Annotated in this window: 18 protein-coding genes; 9 read left to right on the forward strand and 9 right to left on the reverse strand. The window is 25.8% G+C overall.

Going from position 1 to position 19,210, the window contains the following annotated elements; all coding sequences use genetic code 11:
• Nucleotides 1-43 precede the first annotated feature (43 nt).
• The 4 genes from BRE_RS00330 to trxA all read right to left on the reverse strand — a co-directional run bounded on the left by BRE_RS00330 (nt 44) and on the right by trxA (nt 3,688).
• Entirely contained in the window at nt 44-2,029 is a 1,986-nt protein-coding gene (locus BRE_RS00330; protein WP_012537830.1) for a tetratricopeptide repeat protein, read from the reverse strand.
• A complete protein-coding gene (locus tag BRE_RS00335) occupies nt 2,026-2,802 on the reverse strand; it encodes a hemolysin family protein (RefSeq protein WP_014695966.1) in 777 nt (258 codons plus the stop codon). The genes BRE_RS00330 and BRE_RS00335 overlap by 4 nt, the downstream gene beginning before the upstream one ends.
• A complete protein-coding gene (gene ybeY / locus BRE_RS00340) occupies nt 2,802-3,248 on the reverse strand; it encodes an rRNA maturation RNase YbeY (RefSeq protein ID WP_012538628.1) in 447 nt (148 codons plus the stop codon). Before ybeY ends, BRE_RS00335 begins: the two co-directional genes overlap by 1 nt.
• 86 nt (nt 3,249-3,334) lie before the next feature.
• Entirely contained in the window at nt 3,335-3,688 is a 354-nt protein-coding gene (gene trxA / locus BRE_RS00345; RefSeq protein WP_012538629.1) for a thioredoxin, read from the reverse strand.
• 77 nt (nt 3,689-3,765) lie between these two features.
• Here trxA and BRE_RS00350 point away from each other — a divergent pair, with 77 nt between their 5' ends.
• The gene (locus BRE_RS00350) at nt 3,766-4,485 is read left to right on the forward strand and encodes a 16S rRNA (uracil(1498)-N(3))-methyltransferase (RefSeq protein WP_012538630.1); all 720 of its coding nucleotides are present in this window, start codon (nt 3,766-3,768) and stop codon (nt 4,483-4,485) included.
• Between the two features lie 73 nt (nt 4,486-4,558).
• Here the strand turns inward: BRE_RS00350 and BRE_RS00355 are convergent, their stop codons facing one another.
• The 5 genes from BRE_RS00355 to BRE_RS00375 are packed head-to-tail and all read right to left on the reverse strand — an operon-like array spanning nt 4,559 to nt 9,563.
• Entirely contained in the window at nt 4,559-5,611 is a 1,053-nt protein-coding gene (locus BRE_RS00355) for a PASTA domain-containing protein (RefSeq protein ID WP_049752015.1), read from the reverse strand.
• Between the two features lie 30 nt (nt 5,612-5,641).
• The gene (gene fmt / locus BRE_RS00360; RefSeq protein WP_012538632.1) at nt 5,642-6,571 is read right to left on the reverse strand and encodes a methionyl-tRNA formyltransferase; all 930 of its coding nucleotides are present in this window, start codon (nt 6,569-6,571) and stop codon (nt 5,642-5,644) included.
• Nucleotides 6,568-7,065, reverse strand: a complete 498-nt coding sequence (gene def / locus BRE_RS00365; protein ID WP_012537837.1) for a peptide deformylase — start codon at nt 7,063-7,065, stop codon at nt 6,568-6,570. Before def ends, fmt begins: the two co-directional genes overlap by 4 nt.
• A gap of 27 nt (nt 7,066-7,092) precedes the next feature.
• Nucleotides 7,093-7,788, reverse strand: coding sequence for a thioredoxin domain-containing protein (locus BRE_RS00370; RefSeq protein WP_012538633.1), 696 nt, complete (start codon nt 7,786-7,788; stop codon nt 7,093-7,095).
• The gene (locus BRE_RS00375; RefSeq protein WP_012538634.1) at nt 7,785-9,563 is read right to left on the reverse strand and encodes an aminopeptidase P family protein; all 1,779 of its coding nucleotides are present in this window, start codon (nt 9,561-9,563) and stop codon (nt 7,785-7,787) included. The genes BRE_RS00370 and BRE_RS00375 overlap by 4 nt, the downstream gene beginning before the upstream one ends.
• 123 nt (nt 9,564-9,686) lie before the next feature.
• Here BRE_RS00375 and BRE_RS00380 point away from each other — a divergent pair, with 123 nt between their 5' ends.
• The 8 genes from BRE_RS00380 to BRE_RS00415 all read left to right on the forward strand — a co-directional run bounded on the left by BRE_RS00380 (nt 9,687) and on the right by BRE_RS00415 (nt 19,176).
• Nucleotides 9,687-10,580: a Cof-type HAD-IIB family hydrolase gene (locus BRE_RS00380; RefSeq protein ID WP_012538635.1), complete on the forward strand. Its 894-nt coding sequence runs from the start codon at nt 9,687-9,689 to the stop codon at nt 10,578-10,580.
• A gap of 13 nt (nt 10,581-10,593) precedes the next feature.
• Nucleotides 10,594-11,832 carry an aminopeptidase gene (locus BRE_RS00385; RefSeq protein ID WP_012538636.1) on the forward strand — a complete coding sequence of 413 codons (1,239 nt, stop codon included), beginning with the start codon at nt 10,594-10,596 and terminating at the stop codon, nt 11,830-11,832.
• 24 nt (nt 11,833-11,856) lie between these two features.
• Nucleotides 11,857-12,330 (forward strand): divergent PAP2 family protein, encoded by a 474-nt coding sequence (locus BRE_RS00390; RefSeq protein WP_012537842.1) that lies wholly within the window; start codon nt 11,857-11,859, stop codon nt 12,328-12,330.
• A gap of 27 nt (nt 12,331-12,357) precedes the next feature.
• Nucleotides 12,358-13,824: a hypothetical protein gene (locus BRE_RS00395; RefSeq protein ID WP_012538637.1), complete on the forward strand. Its 1,467-nt coding sequence runs from the start codon at nt 12,358-12,360 to the stop codon at nt 13,822-13,824.
• Nucleotides 13,824-16,139, forward strand: a complete 2,316-nt coding sequence (locus BRE_RS00400) for an RnfABCDGE type electron transport complex subunit D (protein ID WP_012538638.1) — start codon at nt 13,824-13,826, stop codon at nt 16,137-16,139. The genes BRE_RS00395 and BRE_RS00400 overlap by 1 nt, the downstream gene beginning before the upstream one ends.
• The gene (locus BRE_RS06435; protein ID WP_012538639.1) at nt 16,136-16,708 is read left to right on the forward strand and encodes a hypothetical protein; all 573 of its coding nucleotides are present in this window, start codon (nt 16,136-16,138) and stop codon (nt 16,706-16,708) included. The genes BRE_RS00400 and BRE_RS06435 overlap by 4 nt, the downstream gene beginning before the upstream one ends.
• Nucleotides 16,708-17,785 (forward strand): peptide chain release factor 2 gene (prfB, locus tag BRE_RS00410; RefSeq protein ID WP_198004619.1). Its coding sequence is split into 2 segments (ribosomal slippage): nt 16,708-16,763 and nt 16,762-17,785, totalling 1,080 coding nucleotides; the frame shifts between segments, so codons are not numbered across the junction. Before BRE_RS06435 ends, prfB begins: the two co-directional genes overlap by 1 nt.
• Entirely contained in the window at nt 17,767-19,176 is a 1,410-nt protein-coding gene (locus BRE_RS00415) for a hypothetical protein (RefSeq protein ID WP_012538641.1), read from the forward strand. Before prfB ends, BRE_RS00415 begins: the two co-directional genes overlap by 19 nt.
• Nucleotides 19,177-19,210 lie beyond the last annotated feature (34 nt).

Here is a 19,210-nt window from a genome sequence, read left to right on the forward strand (position 1 = left end):
CTAGAATTATTAAATAATAAATTAATTAATACCAAGTGTCAAACTATTTTTTTATAAAAACCGTATATCCTTCCTGAATATAATCTCTTAAGAGTGCAGATGATTTTAAAGTTCCTCTAGAAATATAATCACCTATCTCCTCAATAGAAATTTCCCCAAGAATATCTGATTTACTATAACTCATAAAGCTCGCACTATCACTATTATATTTTAAAGCTCCCTCTTTAAGAACTAAAAATACATCGCCTAATTTTACATCATTTACATACCCAAGATTAATTAAAACATCATCTTTTTTAATCTGAAGTATTTTTCCCTTTTTTGGTAAATAATCATTAAAATCTCTAGAGAAAGAACTTAAAATATTACTCAAATATAATACTCCCCCTGAATTATAACTAAAAGTCTTCACCTTAACTCCAGTTTTACCTGAAAAAACATCTACTTTTAAGCTAGCCAAGTTTCGAAAAACATCTACATCAAGATCAAACATTAAAAATAAATCAAGATTATTATTTCGTGCATAAGAAAATTCCTCAGAAAAACTACTTACCAAATAATCTTTATCCTTATTATAATCAAATCTATAATTAACCACTTCTATATTTAAATTACGATCAAGAATTCTCTCAGCATATTTTAAAATTAAATCATTTGCACCAAAAACTTTATTTTCATTTTGAGTAAAAATACCTATTCTGTAAACTGTTTGGTTATCATAAAGCTTATTCAAATCACCAATAGTTTTATAACCATACTTAAAAAACAAAGAACTTCTAATATCAAATGCAACCATATCATAAAAATCTAAAATTGCAGAATCCGTGACCTTTCTCTGTTCAACCAAATAATACAGTTCTTCATATGCCATTACATCTAACTTCATAAATTTATAAATCTTAGCAAGCAAAAATCTAGCCCCATCATTATCAGGATAAATATCAATAGCATTCCTTACATTAAATATTGCAGCATCTAAACTTAAATCTTGAAAAGCCTTAAGCCCTTCATTGTGATACCTCTTAGAAATTTCTATATTAGTACTATTATTTTTTTGAAATGCACTTCTAAAATTAGATACAAAAAAACTTTCTTCAAGAGCCATATCATAAAATTCTAAGTCTTTTTTCATATTTTTAGCTCTCTCCAAATTAAAAACAGCCTTATCAACCTCTCCAAGTTTTAAATAAGAATATCCAAGTAAATAATAAAGCTCATCAGAATCTTGTTCAATAACTATCGCTTTTTGAAGCACATCTACTGCATCGTCATATTTAACTTGATACAAATAAACAAGAGCAAGTAAGCGATAAGCATCAACAAGTCCAAAATCTTTATAAGTAGTCTTTAACAACATTAAATAATTTTGAGCATATTTCTCAGCAGATCCTAAATTACCAGTTTTAATAGAAAATTCTGCAACTCTCCTATGAAAATCCGGCAAAGAAGTAAAAGTTCCTCTAACCTTATTTATCAAATGTTGTGCCTTATCATTCATGTTTAATTTTTCATAAATGCTCATAAGATGGTCAAATGCACTATAATTTGTTCGACTATACTCAAGAACAGACAAATAATAATTAGCAGCTGCAATAAGCAAACCTTCTTCTTCAAAAATTGAAGCAAGCCCCACTAAAGCATCAATATTATTTTTCTGTTTAGATAAAACCTCAGAATAAAACTTCTTAGCCTGTGATGCTCCATTATTTTTAAGCAATATATTTGCATAAAGAATTTTATATTCGGTATCTCTATTTGACATTTTATAAGCTTTTTCTATAAAAAATTGAGCTTGATTATATATTTTTAATTTATAATAAATTTCAGCAAGAAATTTGTAAGCCTCATAATAATTAGGATTAATCTTAACAGCTTCAAGAAGTTCATCAATAGCATCATAATATTTTTGCATAAGATAATATGTTTGTGCCTTTTGATAATATTCAATCGCAGTTATAGTAGCACCCATCAAACTCCCAAAATTTAAATAAAAAAACAAAAGCATGATAAAAAATCTCTTAAAATTCATAAACCTTCCTTTTGGGAAATCTTTATTACTTTAATATTTCGTTGATGCATATTTTTAATAGTAAAAATTAAATTATTATATTCTATCTTCTCATTCTTTAAAGGAATTCTTCCAAATAGATCATAAACAAAACCTCCAAGAGTATCAAAATCTCCATCAGGAAGACATAACCCAAGTTTTTCATTTAGATCTTCAATTAACACTCTAGCTGTACAAAGATAACTTCCATCATCAAGAGGAACTATTTCATCAACTTCATTATCAAACTCATCCTGAATATCTCCCACAATCTCTTCAAGAATATCTTCAAGTGTAACAAGCCCCGAAATTCCTCCATATTCATCAACTACAATAGCAATATGCACATGATTTTCTTGAAATTCTTTTAAAAGAGAATCTATTTTCTTACTCTCAGGAACAAACATAACTTTTCGCATAATATCTTTTAGATCTATATCATAAAAATCTTTCTTCCACATATGTAACAATATGTCTTTTGTATGAATTATTCCTATAATATCGTCTATTGTTTCTTTATAAACGGGAAATCTTGAATGATTGCTGGACGTTACAACTTTCAAAATATCATCTTTACTTACAGAATAATCAATAAATATTACACTTATTCTTGGAACCATAATCTCTTTCACAATCGTTTCTTTAAGAGAATTAAAATTATTAAGCAAAGATGTTTCAAATCTCGATTTTTCTTCACTATCTTTACCCTCAACATATTTCATCTTTTTATTTTTAAAATTAAAAAACTTGAACATCAAAATACCCTTCTGGTTTCTCTTAAAACCCGTTCCTGAATAATCAACATTGTCTCATTTTGAAAATCATTTGTATCATGAGTATACCCTATTAAATGCAAAATCCCATGTATAGTATTTCTTTGAAGCTCTTCATACATTTCAACATTAAATTCTAAAGAACTAAACTCCAAATATTCAAGGGATATGACAATATCTCCTTGTATTTTATGATTTATTTGTTCACTACCTTCAAAATAATTAAAAGACAAAACATCAGTAGGCTCTGGTTTTTGCCTAAATTCACCATTTAACTTTTGAATATACTCATTATTGCATAGGATAACAGACAGCTCATATTCTTTAATACAAAGAAAATTGAGAACAGATAAAATAAAATTATAATAAGCATCCAAATGTCTAAACTCAACACCTTCTGCCCATAAATTCAACTCCTCTTTTATCAATTCACTATATCCTAAAATTAATTATAACTTAAAAAGAACATTATATAAACAGACAAGAGTTCAATTTTTTATCATTAAACCCCTTATTAAACTTTAAACAAATCTTTAATTGCATCTTTCAAAGAATTTTTTTCAATAAATCCAACAGAAACTCTTGGCTTATCTCCAACAGGAACAAAAATAATGGTAGGAAGACTTTGTACACCAAGCACCATAGAAACTTCTTGCTCCTTATCAGTATTCACTTTATAAAAATCAATTTTATCTCCATATTCCTCAGAAAGTTCGTCATAAATCGGAGCAAGCATTTTACATGGACCACACCAATCAGCATAAAAATCAATTATTGCAGGTTTTGTACCCTTAAAATTCCATTCTTGATTGTTTTTATAATCAAAAACCTTATCAATAAATTCCTGCTTAGTTAAACTAATTGCCATATTTTCTCCTAAATCAATAGATTTTTCATTATAACATAAATATAATATAATTAATAAGGAAGTAAATCATATAGACAATGAATTTGATATTAATAAATACAAATGAATTTCATAATGGAATCGTACTTAATGATCCAAGAGTAAAACATATTACAGAAATATTAAAACTTAAAAATAATGATACCTTTAAATTTGGCATTATTGGAGAAGAATATATATATTCATGTATATATCATAAAGATGTAAGGCTTTTTTTTAAAAAAAATCATAAAATATCAAAATCAAATAAACTTACAAAAGTAAAAGTTGTCATTGGGTTCATAAGACCAATTGCAGCAAAAAGAATAATTCAACATCTTGGCAGTATCGGAATCTCTGAAATTATTTTTTTCAATTCTTTACTTAGTGAAAAATCCTACTCACACTCCAAACTCTTTAGAGAAAAAGAATATGAAAAATATCTAATAAAAGGAGCTATGCAAGGCGGAATTACATATATACCAAAAATTAAAATTTTTAACAATTTGATAGAAGTCTTAGAGAATATAAAAGATGACAATTTTAACACCACAAAAATACTACTTGAAAGAAATAGCAAAAACAAACTAATTGACTTAAATATAAAAACAGAAAATGTCGTTGTCATAATTGGACCTGAGAGAGGATTTATAACAAAAGAAACAAATTTAATCACAAAATATAACTTTAACACCTATAACATTTCACCAAATATTTTAAAAACAGAAACAGCTACAATCGTAGCATCCACGATTATTACATCAAAAATGAATGATTAATAATAATATCTTTATACATTGAAAATGTATAAAGATATATTAAACTCAAAAATAAAAATTTGTCTTCATTATTTCAATTCACTAATGTTTGATTTATAAGTTTATCATGAATATAAAGCTCAACTGTCGAGCCTTTTACTGCCTCATAAGGCAATTTAATAAGTCCACCTTTAGATCTAAAAGAATAAAATAAAGAACTATTTCCACTAGAATCTTTTACTTTTAACATAATATCTACACTAGATGAATATACATCCAATTTATAAGTCATAATTCCAAACACACTTGTACTATTAACTCTTGGTTCATTAATAGTAATTATCAATTTATCTAAGTTTTCAATCCTATTTCCAGGAGATAAAGATTGATAAATAACACTCCCAAAATCATTACCCTTAGAAACATTGACATCAAAATCAATCTCATCATTTAAAAGAGAAATTATCACATCTTTATAATAGAGTCCAACATAATTTTTTATATATTTAACAGACGAATCTTCTTGACCTTTACTTACTAAAAATTGAAGATCAACTAAACTCGCAATCTTAGTACCTGGTGATGGTTCTTGTCGAATTATTGTTCCTTTTGGAAGAGTACTCTCAATTTCAACAGGCCTTAACAAATGATAAAGCATCCTATTATTATTAATTGCATTGGCTTTCAAATTAATAAGAACATCATCAATATTCTTGCCAATAAAATTATCAATTTTATTTATCACAGATCCTTTACTAATAAAGATTTTAACCTTACTATCAAGTCTCAAAACAGTACCTGCCTTAGGTTTTTGATCTATAACCTTACCTTTATCAAGCGAAGTTGATGAAAACTTAAGTTCAACATAAGGAATTAATTCTTTATGTTGAAGCTCAGTAATTGCCTCTTCAATATAAAGTCCACTTAGATTTGGAACAACAACAATATCACTACTCTTTAAAAAAATAAAAAATATCGCACATGAAATAATTAAAGACCCAACAATAGTAAGCACTAAACCCCTAGACACATGCTCGGGCAAATCATGAATTTTATTATCATGATTTTCTCTAAATTCATGCAAATTACCATCACTTAGATTTTGACTATCCAAAAATAACTGATTATGTGGTGTTTTATTATCCATCAATATTATATCATCTCCTTACACTTTATTTTAAGAAAAAACCTTGCCTATTAAATCTCTATTTCCATGATAAAATGATACACAATCTAAAACTTTTTTCCCAATTCTTTGAAGCTCTAATACTACCAAGATTCCATCTCCTGTCTTTACCAAAAGACCTTTACTAGGATCAAAAGCAATAATTTTTCCAATAACTTGATCATCATAATCATTAGTACTTATAAAATCAGCTCTATAAAAAATAATCTCATTATTATCAAGTCTAGCTCTTGCAAGGGGCCAAGGATTATACGCATTAATTTTATTCTTAATATCAAAGGCACTCAACTTAAAATCAATAGTCCTATGCTCTTTGCCCAAAAAAGAACAATATGTAGCATTATTTTTATCTTGAACAATTCCAATATCTCCTTTAAGCAGTTTATTTAAAGCTTCTATTACGAGATCAAAACTATTTAAAGAAACATATTCAAAAATATCAACACTTGTATTAAAGCTCTTTATTTCAAACTGACTTTGCGCCAAAATATTACCACTATCCATCTCCAAGGTCATTTTTTGAACAGTAATTCCACTAACAGAATCACCATTTAAAATAACAGTTTGAATAGGAGAAGGACCTCTATATTTTGGCAAAAGAGAAGGATGAATATTAATACAACCTACTGGAAAAATATCCAAAAATTCTTGTTTAAAAATCTTACCATAAGAAAAAACTAACATAAGTTCAGGTTCTAAGCTTTTTACCAGGTTTATTACATCAGCATCAAGTACCACTGGTTGCAAAACAGTAATCTTTCTACTAAGAGCTTCACGTTTAATGTCATTTACTTTTAAAGAAAGACCACGACCACTAGGCTTATCAGGTGCAGTTAATACTCCAACTACATCATATTGATCTGATATTTTCTTTAAAACCTCTAAAGCAATACCATCAGAACTTGCAAAAAAAATTCTCAAAATTTAACAAGCCTCCTTTCCTTAAGATAAGATTTCAATAATTTATTCCTAAGTTTATCCTCATAATAATCAATAAAAAGTACACCTTTCAAATGATCCATTTCATGCTGAATAATTCTGGCTAAAATATCTAAATCTTCAATCTTAAAAAACTTGCCATTTTCATCATAAGCTTCAATTACAATTGATTTTGGCCTTGATAAATCATAATAAACTCCAGGAATACTTAAACAACCTTCTTTATAAACACTAAGTTCAACAGATTTTGACGTTATTACAGGATTAATAAACACTAAAGGTTTTGACATCATATTTTTTCTAACTACAAAAATAGACAAATCAAGACCTACTTGAGGCGCAGCTAGTCCAACACCCTTGCTTTTATCCATTAAACCTATCATTTCAAAAATGATACTTCGCAACTCATCATCAATATTTTCAACATCCTTTGTTTGTACTCGAAGCAAATCATCAGGATAAAAAACTATTTCCATAAATCCTCCAAAAATCCATTTTTAAAATTATGACTTTATTTGTCCAAAAAATTTCCATTCTTCTTTTTCCGATTCCGAAAAATAAATACCACCTTTCTTAGATTTTGGCAAAGCATAAAGCCTACCTCCATTCTCATCTTGAAATACTAAAAATTCTTTAAGTTCTATTTTAGAAGGAAGAAGTTTTTTATCTTTACCATTCATTCTTAATCTCCAATGACCATCCAATGTTTTATAAAAAAAAACCTTATCATCAAAAATATTAATTTCATAATTATCATTTTTATACACAATATCATCTAATTTAAAAACTCCTAAAGCATAATTTAAAAACTCTCTATTATATTGAACAGTATCTTTAATGGATTCAGTATAAGCAGCCCTTACTTGTTCACTTTTTGCATCAACAAAAAATAAAGTTGGACTCTTTTTTAAATTAATTTCACTAAAAATTTCATTATTTACATCAATAACCAAAAAAACATTATGTTTAGCAATCAGCTTAAAAATTTTATCATCTTCAAATGACTTTAAAAAATCTCTTATTAAATTATCTTTAATATCTTTTCCAACCAATATTAAAACATTTTTATATAATTTTTTAGCTTCATCTATAGCATCCTCATAAGAATCATGAAAAACAACATTCAATAAATTTGAAAACAAATATACAGAATTAAAAACAATAAAAATAAATATTGCCAATAAATTTACAAATTTCATATCTTACTAGTTAACATCTCTAAAAACTTAAGTTCATCACCACTAAGATATTTTTTTAAAGCAAAATATACAAATTCATGATAACTATTAACATAGTCTAATTCATCTTTTGACAGCATTTCAACAACTATCAATTCTTTTTCAAAAGGTACAAGAGTTAAATTTTCAAATTCCAAAAAAATTCCAAATTCATTTAAATAACTTTGCTTTACAAAAACTAAATTTTCAATTCTAATACCATATTCAGAAGTTCTATATATCCCAGGTTCAATTGAAATAATTTCAGAACCTTTAAAAGAATAAGTGGATAAAGGACTAATAGAAACAGGAAATTCATGAACATTAAGAAAAAATCCCACTCCATGCCCCGTTCCATGAGCAAAATTTAAGCCATGCTTAAGCAAAGGAAATCTGGCAATACCATCAAGAGATGCTCCTAACATTCCAAAAGGAAATTTTAAAGAAGCAAGAGCAATAAAAGATTTAAGCACTAAAGTATAGTCTTCTCTCTCTTTATGAGATGCTGTTCCAATTAAAACTGTCCTCGTAACATCTGTAGTACCAAGTTCAAGATAAGAACCTCCAGAATCTATTAAAAGCAATCCATCCTGATTAAGTTTTTTAAATCCTTTTTTTGGTCTATAATGAGGCAATGCTGAATTTTCTTTAAAACCAATGATCGAATCAAAACTAGAACTAAAAAATTCATCTCTTAATGTCCTAAAGCTTAAAAGCATATTTGAAACATCAACCTCATCCAAATCAGCAAGTTCATCTTTGGTTAAATTTTTAAATTTATACAAAAATTTAACCAAACTTACAGCATCAATAATATGCGCGTCTCTTATCTTACTAATCTCATAATCAGATTTTATTGCCTTCAGTTCATTAACAATACTAAGTCCAAGCACTGCATTTGATCTACCAATAGATTCCAATATTTTAACATTACTATTAACTGGTATCAAAAATTTGCCCTCATGATTAATCTCTTCTAAAAATGAATAAAAATTGCCATAATCTTCGACCTCAATTCCTTCAACTTCAAGTCTCTCTATTAAATCAAAATCAAGTTTATCAACATTAACGAAAAGAACATTCTTATATCTCTCACTTCTAGCTATAAACAAAAAAGCATAAAACAAAGCTGATGATTCAATATCAAATCCTCTTAAATTTAAAAGCCATGCTATTTCATCCAAAGAACTTATAACATAAAAATCAATTGTATTTTCTTCTAATTTTGCATTAACTTTATTGATTTTATTTATTCTTTTGTCATTTTTTTGAGCTTCCTTAAGTTCAAATATCTTATTACCCGTAAAATAAGGCCTATCCTGCCAAATTTTAGAAATTAAATCTTCATGTAAAATCTCAATATCTGTAAATTTACAATTTTTAACCAAATCATCATAAAATTTTATACTAATATCCTCAGCATAAACTCCAATCCGTAATCCTTTAAGCTTCATATTAACATAGCTAAAAATATCTGGATGCCCCTTAACCCCAAGTTTTATTAATTTAAACTCAGTTCCTTCAAGTTCATTTGTCGCTTGTAAAAAATATCTACCATCAGTAAAAAGAACTGATTCCGTTTCTGTAATAATTACTGTTCCAGCACTTCCTGTAAAACCTGTAACAAATTCACGAATATTAAATCTAGCATGAGAATATTCACTCATATGCGGATCATGACTTGCTATTAAATATGCATCTATCTTATTTTTTATCATCAATTTTCTTAAAGATAATATTCTTGTATTAACCTCCATATAAGCAAGCTCCTTAGGATTTAAAAAGTAACTTTTTATTTAATTATAACAAATAATTCAATTTTAAAAAAACTTCTTATCTGATATAATTAAATGTAACAGTAAAAATCAAAGGACAAAAACATGAAAAACATTAAGGCTGTTGTTTCTGATCTCGATGGTACACTTTTGCTTTCAAATAGCCAAATAGGAGCTTTTAGCGAACTCGTAATAAAAAAGCTAACAAAAGAAAATAAAAAATTTATTATTGCAACAGGAAGAAGTAAAAATGAAATAATACCTCTTCTTATACAGAATCTAAATTCACATGTATCATTTTTTATAACCCTAAATGGAGCAAGGGTATATAATAATCAATGGCAATTAATAAGCAGTTATGACTTAGCTCCCGATATTGTAAAAGAAATTCTAAATATCAGAGAAAATAAATATAAGGACATACCTCACTTTTTACAAAGATCTGACGATACAGATGAAAACCTCTATGCCGACAATATAACTAAAAATGCTATTAATGATATATTTAAAAAACATAGATTATTAAACAAACACCAATATATCAAACATGAATTACAAGACATAAACATAAGATATAACGAAGTCAATAATTTTCAAGAAATTAAAAATTTTAACAAAATAGCAAAAATTTTATTACTACATGACGAAGAAGCACAGCTCATAAAATATGAAGCAACAATTTTAGAAAAATATAGAGAAAAAGTAAATGCCTATCTATCAACACCACACTCACTTGAAATTGTTAATAGCAAAGTTTCAAAAGGAAATGCATTAAAAGATGTTCTTACAAGCATCAATATCAATTTAAATGAAACAATTGCATTTGGAGATGGCTTTAATGACGTTGACATGTTAGAAAACGTCAAAAAAGGATTACTAATGGGAAATGCAAATTACAGACTAAAGAAAATGTTATCTTACTTAGAAATAATAAACACAAATCATAATGAAGCTGTTGCTCATTACATTAATGATAATATCTTAGAAGACCCTGCATAATAAAGGATCACACATGAAAAAAGACTTAATAAAATATGCAGAACTTATTATTTTAAAAGGAATTAACTTACAAAAAAACCAATGTGTGCTCATTACAGGCTCAATTGAAAATTATGAATTTTTAAGAATCTTAGCACAAAAAGCTTATGAATATGGAGCAAAATATGTAGAACTAAGCATTGAGGATACAGAAATTTTAAAATCTAGATTACAATCAACACCAGAAAATCTTATAGAGTTTATTCCTGACTTTAAACATAAATTTTTTGAAGAAATGATAAATGAAAAATGGGCAAAAATAAGAATTGATAATACAGAAAATTTAGATGCACTAAAAGAATATGACAATAAAAAAATATCTAAATACTTTCAGGCATTAAAACTAGCATCAAAAAATATTTCAAGTGCAATGATGAATAATGAGTTAGCCTGGTGCACAATCTGTGCGCCAGGACCAAAATGGGCTTCAAAAGTCTTAAATAAACCTGAGAGTCAAAAAACATTAGAAGAATTTTTTAAAATTCAAAAAAAAATTATGTTACTTGACACAGAAGATCCAATAAAAGCTTGGGAAATTCATGGAAATAAACTACATCAAAGATGCAAAACCCTCAATAATCTTCAATTAGAAAAATTGATATTTAAAAACAAAAAAACAAATCTAGAAATATATTTACTAGAACATTCCATTTGGACAGGAGGAAGTGAAAAAATAAGTGGAACAGAAATTGAATTTAATGCAAATATGCCTACACAAGAAGTTTTCACAACACCAAACTACAAAAAAACAAATGGTATTATGTACGCAACTCGACCAGTAAAAATACTTGGCAATCTAATAACTGGCATATGGATGGAATTCCAAGAAGGTAAAATAATCAATTTTGGATGTGATAATGATACATTAAATGACATACTAAAGAGGCATATAGAAACTGATGTACAAGCACAATATATAGGCGAAGTTGCATTAGTAGATAACAGCTCTCCAATATATAAAAGTGGACTTACATTTTACAACACATTATATGATGAGAACGCAAGCTGTCACATTGCACTAGGAAGTGCTTATCCTTCTTGTTTAAGTAATGGAAGTGAACTTAAAACAGATATTGCAAAACTAGATTACGGATGTAATGTTTCTTTAATTCACACGGATTTCATGATTGGAAGTAATGACATAAATGTCATCGGTATTGCCAAATCGGGCAAAGAACATATAATAATACAAAATGGACAATTTCTCATATAAATGAAATAACGGAGTAATCAAATAATGATAAAAGATTTGTTTACAAATGACCTTTTCTTATCTTGTTTAATTTCAGGTATTATTGCTCAAATGATTAAATACATCATCCAAGCAATAAAAACAAAAAAAATTAAATTAACTCCAAAATATTTTTTAAAAAGCATTTTTTTAGAAACAGGGGGTATGCCCAGCAGTCACTCTTCAACAGTAACCGCCCTTGCAACATCAATATTAATAAAAGAAGGAATTAATACTCACTTTATTATTGCTCTAGCTTTTGCTTTAATCACAATAAGAGATTCATTTGGAGTTAGATATATGGCGGGTGTTCAAGCAGAATATTTAAATGATTTATCAGAACAATTAAAAATGAAAATCAAAATTGAACCTTTAAAAATTAAAGTTGTTAAAGGACACAAAAAAAAAGAAGTATTTACAGGCATACTGATTGGTATAATCTCTGCATGGGCAATATGTAACAAATACTATATCGAATAATCTAAATAACAGATCATAAAGGAAAAAATGAATCTACTAAAGTTTTTTTATATATTGCTAATACCACTACTTTCCTGCAACATAGCACAATTTGGAGACTATAAACCAATATATTTACAAGGAGAAAAAGACTTAAAAATAGCAAATGACTATATAAACTCATTGGGATACAAAACAATATCTGAATACACAACAAAAGTACACATATTGGACTTTCCTAACTTTAAAGAAATAACAATAGACAAATTAATTCATCTTAATGACCACGATCTACGAAAAGATCTATTTTTAAAAAAACTTCCTAATCTTTTTAATACAGGAAGCAAAAAAATACTTTATGTTGAATCATCATTTACTAATAATGACTTAAAAAAACTAAAAAAAGATCAAAATATTAAAGCAGAAATGCATTCTTCAAATTATAAAACCAAAATAAAATACTTTTCAATCACAACTTTTATCATAATAATTATTTTATTATTATCACTAAACATTAAATATGCTCCTTTTATAATCCTCTTTCTAATAAGTTCATGTATTATATTTATATTTAGCAACGAAATATCATACTTTTATCCTTTAACCATACTAGCTTATCTACTATTTATACTAATTGACAATTTTAGCAAAAATTATAACAAAATATATCTAAAAGACATAGGATTTACAGTATTAATTAAAAAAATTAAAACCCCAATATTTCTATTTTTATTTATAGTATTATATTTTACCTTAAGCATTAATTTTTTATCCACTAACCTTGAAGCTCTTTTAATTATTTGTGTATCAATATCAACACTTTGTATTTTCCTAATATTTACTTGGATCAAAACTGAAAACAACTTTAAACATACATTTTTATCTTTAATTAAAATAAAAGAACAAAAAAGAGAAACCAAAATTTTAAAGTACAAAATACTAATACATGTAATGCTATTTATAGTCTCAATAATGCCATTTTTTTATGCCCAAAGCATACTTAATTCTTATAATAATTGCAATTACCTTTACAGCAAGAAATTAAACTACTTTGACTATCTAAATCCCAATAACATCTATTTAATGGTTGGACATAATGAAGAAATACCAAATATTGTAGGTTATATGTATCATATATTTTATCAAAATGAACTTAAATACAAAATCACATCTCAGTACGGAAAAGTAAATACAAATGTAAAAGAAGACTACTTTCAAATAGAAAACAATAAAATAACCATCAATTCAAAAATTATATACAAAGTAGACAAAGAATTTATATCTAAAAACTTAAATAACGAACTATCTAGATTATTTTTAGAAAATGGAAATCCAATTTTAATATATAAAGAAACACCTGTTAACATTACAATTAATAAAAAAAATGAACAAACATTATTCACTCTCTCATTGCCATTTTTTTTATTACTATTCCTATTTAAAGCAATAAGATTTACAATTCTTTTAAATATGAGTGAAAAAAATTATAGAAAATATATCAGGGGAAGCAGTTAATGTTTAACTCACAAACAAAAATAAAGAGACAATATAAAATTAACATAGATGAAATCCAAATACCTGAATATATTTTAATTCCATTAGAAACAGCAAATTCAAAATCTACAATATATGTCATTGAAAATCAAAGAATTTCAGAAGGACAAATATTATCAAAAAACAAAAATGTAGAACTTTACACATATGCCCCAATATCTGGAATAATAGAAAAAATATATACTGCCAATCTTCCAAATAAAAATCAAATAAAATCAGCATTAATAAGATTTCATGGAAGAATCAACAATGAAAAAGAAATTTCAACTGAAGAAGAATCAAGAGAAAAAACACTAGAAAAATTAATTCGATTAGGAATTCCTTGGTTTAATGAAGATTCATTATTTCAATATATGAACAAATGCAAAAAAATAGACAAAATGATTTTGTTAATAAATGGCAAAGATTCATTTACAAATATCTCAGAAATACTAATAACAACAAAACTAGACAAAATTGTCTACGGCTTTGAAAATATAGATAAAATATTCAAATTTAAAGAAATATTAATAATAACCGACAACCATAATATTAAAAAAGAACTTGAAAAATTAAATGTCACAAAAGACAAAAGATTAACAATCAAATTAATTTCTAACTCTCCACATCCATATTCAAATCACGAATTAATAATGCATTTCTTATACAATGAAGAAAACACAAAAAATAATATAAATCCAAATAAAAATATACTATTAACAAATATTGAAGATCTCTATAATGTTTATTCCACACTTAAAACAAATTCTCCATACAAAGAAAAACTCATAACTATCAATGGAAATAAAAAAATACAAAGTAAAATAACCAAAGTCAAAATTGGTACATCTATCAAACAAATAATAGACAAAAATATTGATTTAAAAAAATATGATATTTTTTTAAATAATCCAACAAATAAGATAAAAATAGATAATCTAAATGTACCTATCACAAGAGATATATATAGCATAACAATATTAAGAAAAAAAACAATACTTAGCAAAGTTAACAAAATCAAACTCTTAAACACACCCAGTTTTTCACCATTATGTATGGAACAAATTATTTTAGAAAAAATTAAAAATCAAGATAATAACGAAAATACACAACAGCAATATTTACAATACACTAAAACTGAAATAGAAGAAGAAATAAACAAAGTAAAAAAAGAAATAAAGGAAAATATATTAAATATAAGCTTTAATAATGAACTAATATACACCGAAAACAACTTAAAAGATATCTATTTAATTACTATATTAGCATTAATTCCTAATTTAATATTTTCTTTTGCAAACAATATCAAATTTTTAATTGATAGCATTATATTAATAATCACAAGTTTATGTTCATATATACCAATAATGCTCAAATCTAAATATAGATATTTCTCTTTTTTTATATATACTGCATTAATTACCAATATAATACTACCCTTAAATTTTCCTATAACATTAAAAATAATGGCAATATTTTTTACATTTTTAATGTTTTTTTATTTCTCAAGGCTCTCTAAACTCCTTATAAATCCTATATTAATTTCATTCATTTTTTTATTACTAAATTTTCCACTAAGTTTCAAACAAACATATTACAAAGAACTTGTTAAACAAAACGATATAATTCCTACATGGAATAAAATAATTTCTAAAAATACAAACATTCACAACTTAGAAAAATTAAAAGAATTTAAAAGACATGAAAACAAATACATCGACATAATCGACAAATTTATAAATGAACAAGTATTATCTCATCTCAATATAATGATACCAAGATTCCATATTGAAAACCTTTTGGGATTTCAAAATGAAAAGTATTTATCCCCCATTCTAATCTATATTGGCTTTTCATTCATCCTTAAAAAATTCATTATCAATAAACTAATACCACTATCTTTTTATATAAGTTTGCTATTCATAGCTTACATACTACAAAACCTTTCTCTCTACAATTATATAAGTTTTGATATATTAAGTCTGATAATGTCACCAATTCCAATGATCTTAGTATTCACAATGGGTACAGAATTACAAACAGCTCCCCACTTTAAATTTGAACAAATACTTTATGGATTTGCATTATCTTTAGGATATTTTATAACGCTAAGTTATATTCCTCTTGAAACTTTTTCAGCTATAATATCAATATTTATATTACAAATAAGCGCAACACTAATTAAAAAGTACAGCTTAACATTCCATATAAGAAAAATACTACACTATTTAAGAATAAATAAAGAAAAAGTAAGAGAAAATAAAAATGAAAATGGAGAAGAAATTATTAAAATATGACAAGCAATTTAATAACATACTTGCTAGCAAACAATTTGTTACTAATACACTTTATTGGAATTGAAGATATAAAAATAAAAGATAATAAAACATTATCAAAAAAATATCTAACTATCATCATCACTTCGCTATTAATTTATTCTTGCCTTTTTTATATTTATAAACTATTTGTAGAATACAATTTATTATTTATAATACCAATAATATATATGACATTAATTTACATACTAACACTTATGTTAAAAACATTAAACAATATCTTAGTTGTCATGTATAACAGCAAGACAAAATATTCAAATGATTTTTTGTTATCTAATAGTAGCTTGATTGCAATAATATTTTTTTCTCTAGATAAAAGTCATAATTTTCTAGAAGGCATAACAATACTCATTTTATCTTCACTAAGTATCTTAATAACTATTATATTAACAAAAATAATAAAGAAAAATTTAGAAAAAAAATCAACATTCAAACTAATAACTAACGAAACAATGTACTTTTTTATAATCTTCATTTTATCTTTAATTCCAAATATAATTATATTAATAAATAATAGTGAGAGTTTATAATGAGAGAAACAATAAATGAATTGCTAGAACAAATTGAAAATGTATGGAGGAAGCTTTGACAGTGATAAGATTAAAATACAACTTCAAAAATATGAAAAACAAATAAATAATGAAAATTTTTGGAATGATAACAAAAGAGCACAAGAAATTCTTAAGAATCAAAATATTTTAAAAACCAAAATTGAACCTTGGAAAAACTTGATATGCCAACTTAAAGATTTAAGGGAACTCTGTAAAATTGCAGAAAGTGAAGATGATAAAGCAATATTAGAGAGAGATGTTAATAAATTAAGAGAACAATATAAACATATCTTAACATTATCATATTTCAAAGAAGATATTGACATTAATAGCGCATTCTTGACAATACATTCAGGAGCAGGTGGAACAGAAGCATGTGATTGGGTTAATATGCTATATAGAACATATTTAAGATATTCTGAGAGACGTGGATATAAAATAGAACTTATAGATTTGCTGGAATCTGAAGGAGGCATTAAATCTGTTACAATCGAAATAAAAGGAAAATATGCATATGGATTCTTAAAAAGTGAAGTGGGAATACATCGACTTGTAAGAATTTCTCCTTTTGATGCTGCAAAAAAAAGACACACATCTTTTGCATCTGTTTTCATTGATCCTGTAATTGATGATAAAATTGAAATAATAATTAAATCAGAAGATATTAGAGTTGATACATATAGAGCTTCAGGAGCAGGAGGGCAACATGTTAATAAAACATCATCGGCCGTTAGAATTACACATCTTAAAACAGGAATAGTAACACAATCTCAAACTGATAGAAGTCAACATAGAAATAAAGAATTAGCAATGAAAGTATTAAAATCAAAACTTTATGAACACTACAAAACACTAGAACAACAAAAAAGTAAATCTAAACAACAAGAAAAAAAAGATATCTCTTGGGGCAATCAAATTAGATCTTATATATTTCAACCTTATACTCTAGTAAAAGATCACAGAACAAAATTTGAAAATCCAAATATTATGTCTGTTATGGACGGAAACATTGATAACTTTATAGAAGAATACCTAAAATGGAAAAATTTAAATTAATAATAATCATGTTATTATCAATTTCAACGACTAAACTAGCATATACTCAAAGTAACATTGAGTATAGATTTTCTTATATCATAAATACAAAAGAAGAAAATAAAGAACTCCAAAAAGGAATTGAACAAACACTAAATAAAATATACAATGCAATAAATGAGCACATTATTAACGATAATGATAAAGACTTCATAAGACGCATTTATATATATCAAAATATAATAAGCAAAGAACAAGAATTTAGCAAACTCAAAGAAGACATGGACAAAAAAAAGTTACAAAATGCAATCAGTTTAAAAGAAGAAAATAAAATAGAAGTTAAAATTAAAAATCTTAAAGAAGACATTAAAAACATAAAAATCCAACAACAAGAACTTGAAAAATACCTTATAACTTTAAAAAAAATAAAAGCAAATTACAAAAAGAATCAAGATAAAGTACATCTATCAAATTTGAATATAGAATTTTTAACAAGTCAAGAATTATTCTTCGTTAATTACATACACTTAAAAAAAGTAGATAAACATTATTTAGTTGAAATTAGCAATATTACTCCACAAGGAATAAAAGTTTACAAAGAAATTTTTAAACTATCATCATCCGTTGATGACATTGCATACAAAATAGCAAAACTCAGTCTTGAAGAAATATTAGGAAGAGAATTTATTAAACTTAAGATCAATGTCATAAATAATTTAGATGCCAAAATATATATAAATGAAGAATTTGTATCAAAAGGATTATATAACAATGATATATGGGATATTTCTAAACTACCAGATAAAGAAATTATCATTGACATTACAAGCACAACTTACAAACCATATAGAATAAAGCAAAAAGTAAAAAGTGGTGACACTATTGACTTAAATATTACATTACAAAAAGCAAATTCCAATAAAATATTAATTACAAGTAATATAACATCTAAAGTATTTAAAAAAGGAGTATTTATAGGAGAAACACCAATTGAAATTGAAGAACCTGAAAATGTAGAGTCTATATTATTGCAAGCTGAAGAACACAAAAACAAATTCATAATAATAAATAACAAAGATAAAGAAGTTTATATAGAAATGGTAAGAAATAATAAAAGTGAACTCATTACCAAAAGAGATCTATTCTATATCAACCTTAGTATTTTTACATTAAATCTTATAGGAACTGCATTTGCCATAACAAAATATAATGAATCTTCAGAACTTTACAACATAGCTTTAAATAATATTTTAAAAAATAGAATAAGACCTCAAGATTTATATAATGCAAAAGTAGAAGAGATGATTGCAACATTCTTACTTGGTACAGGAATAACATTTTCCGTTGGTAGTTTTATACCATTAATCATTCATTTGGTACAATATATTAAAGAAGCAACTCGAGGTGAATAAACTATTGTAAAATTTATTGAACACCAAATAAAAA

This window comes from Borrelia recurrentis A1 (genome assembly GCF_000019705.1).
Lineage (GTDB): Bacteria > Spirochaetota > Spirochaetia > Borreliales > Borreliaceae > Borrelia > Borrelia duttonii.

What these genes read in the sequence shown, in the direction of transcription:
- BRE_RS00390 (WP_012537842.1), top strand. Translation starts at nt 11,857, where the DNA reads ATGATAAAAGATTTGTTTACAAATGACCTTTTCTTATCTTGTTTAATT.
- BRE_RS00400 (WP_012538638.1), top strand. Translation starts at nt 13,824, where the DNA reads ATGTTTAACTCACAAACAAAAATAAAGAGACAATATAAAATTAACATA.
- BRE_RS00395 (WP_012538637.1), top strand. Translation starts at nt 12,358, where the DNA reads ATGAATCTACTAAAGTTTTTTTATATATTGCTAATACCACTACTTTCC.
- BRE_RS00415 (WP_012538641.1), top strand. Translation starts at nt 17,767, where the DNA reads ATGGAAAAATTTAAATTAATAATAATCATGTTATTATCAATTTCAACG.
- BRE_RS00385 (WP_012538636.1), top strand. Translation starts at nt 10,594, where the DNA reads ATGAAAAAAGACTTAATAAAATATGCAGAACTTATTATTTTAAAAGGA.
- BRE_RS00355 (WP_049752015.1), bottom strand. Translation starts at nt 5,611, where the DNA reads ATGGATAATAAAACACCACATAATCAGTTATTTTTGGATAGTCAAAAT.
- BRE_RS00350 (WP_012538630.1), top strand. Translation starts at nt 3,766, where the DNA reads ATGAATTTGATATTAATAAATACAAATGAATTTCATAATGGAATCGTA.
- BRE_RS00335 (WP_014695966.1), bottom strand. Translation starts at nt 2,802, where the DNA reads ATGTTCAAGTTTTTTAATTTTAAAAATAAAAAGATGAAATATGTTGAG.
- BRE_RS06435 (WP_012538639.1), top strand. Translation starts at nt 16,136, where the DNA reads ATGACAAGCAATTTAATAACATACTTGCTAGCAAACAATTTGTTACTA.
- BRE_RS00370 (WP_012538633.1), bottom strand. Translation starts at nt 7,788, where the DNA reads ATGAAATTTGTAAATTTATTGGCAATATTTATTTTTATTGTTTTTAAT.
- BRE_RS00380 (WP_012538635.1), top strand. Translation starts at nt 9,687, where the DNA reads ATGAAAAACATTAAGGCTGTTGTTTCTGATCTCGATGGTACACTTTTG.
- trxA (WP_012538629.1), bottom strand. Translation starts at nt 3,688, where the DNA reads ATGGCAATTAGTTTAACTAAGCAGGAATTTATTGATAAGGTTTTTGAT.
- BRE_RS00330 (WP_012537830.1), bottom strand. Translation starts at nt 2,029, where the DNA reads ATGAATTTTAAGAGATTTTTTATCATGCTTTTGTTTTTTTATTTAAAT.
- def (WP_012537837.1), bottom strand. Translation starts at nt 7,065, where the DNA reads ATGGAAATAGTTTTTTATCCTGATGATTTGCTTCGAGTACAAACAAAG.
- BRE_RS00375 (WP_012538634.1), bottom strand. Translation starts at nt 9,563, where the DNA reads ATGGAGGTTAATACAAGAATATTATCTTTAAGAAAATTGATGATAAAA.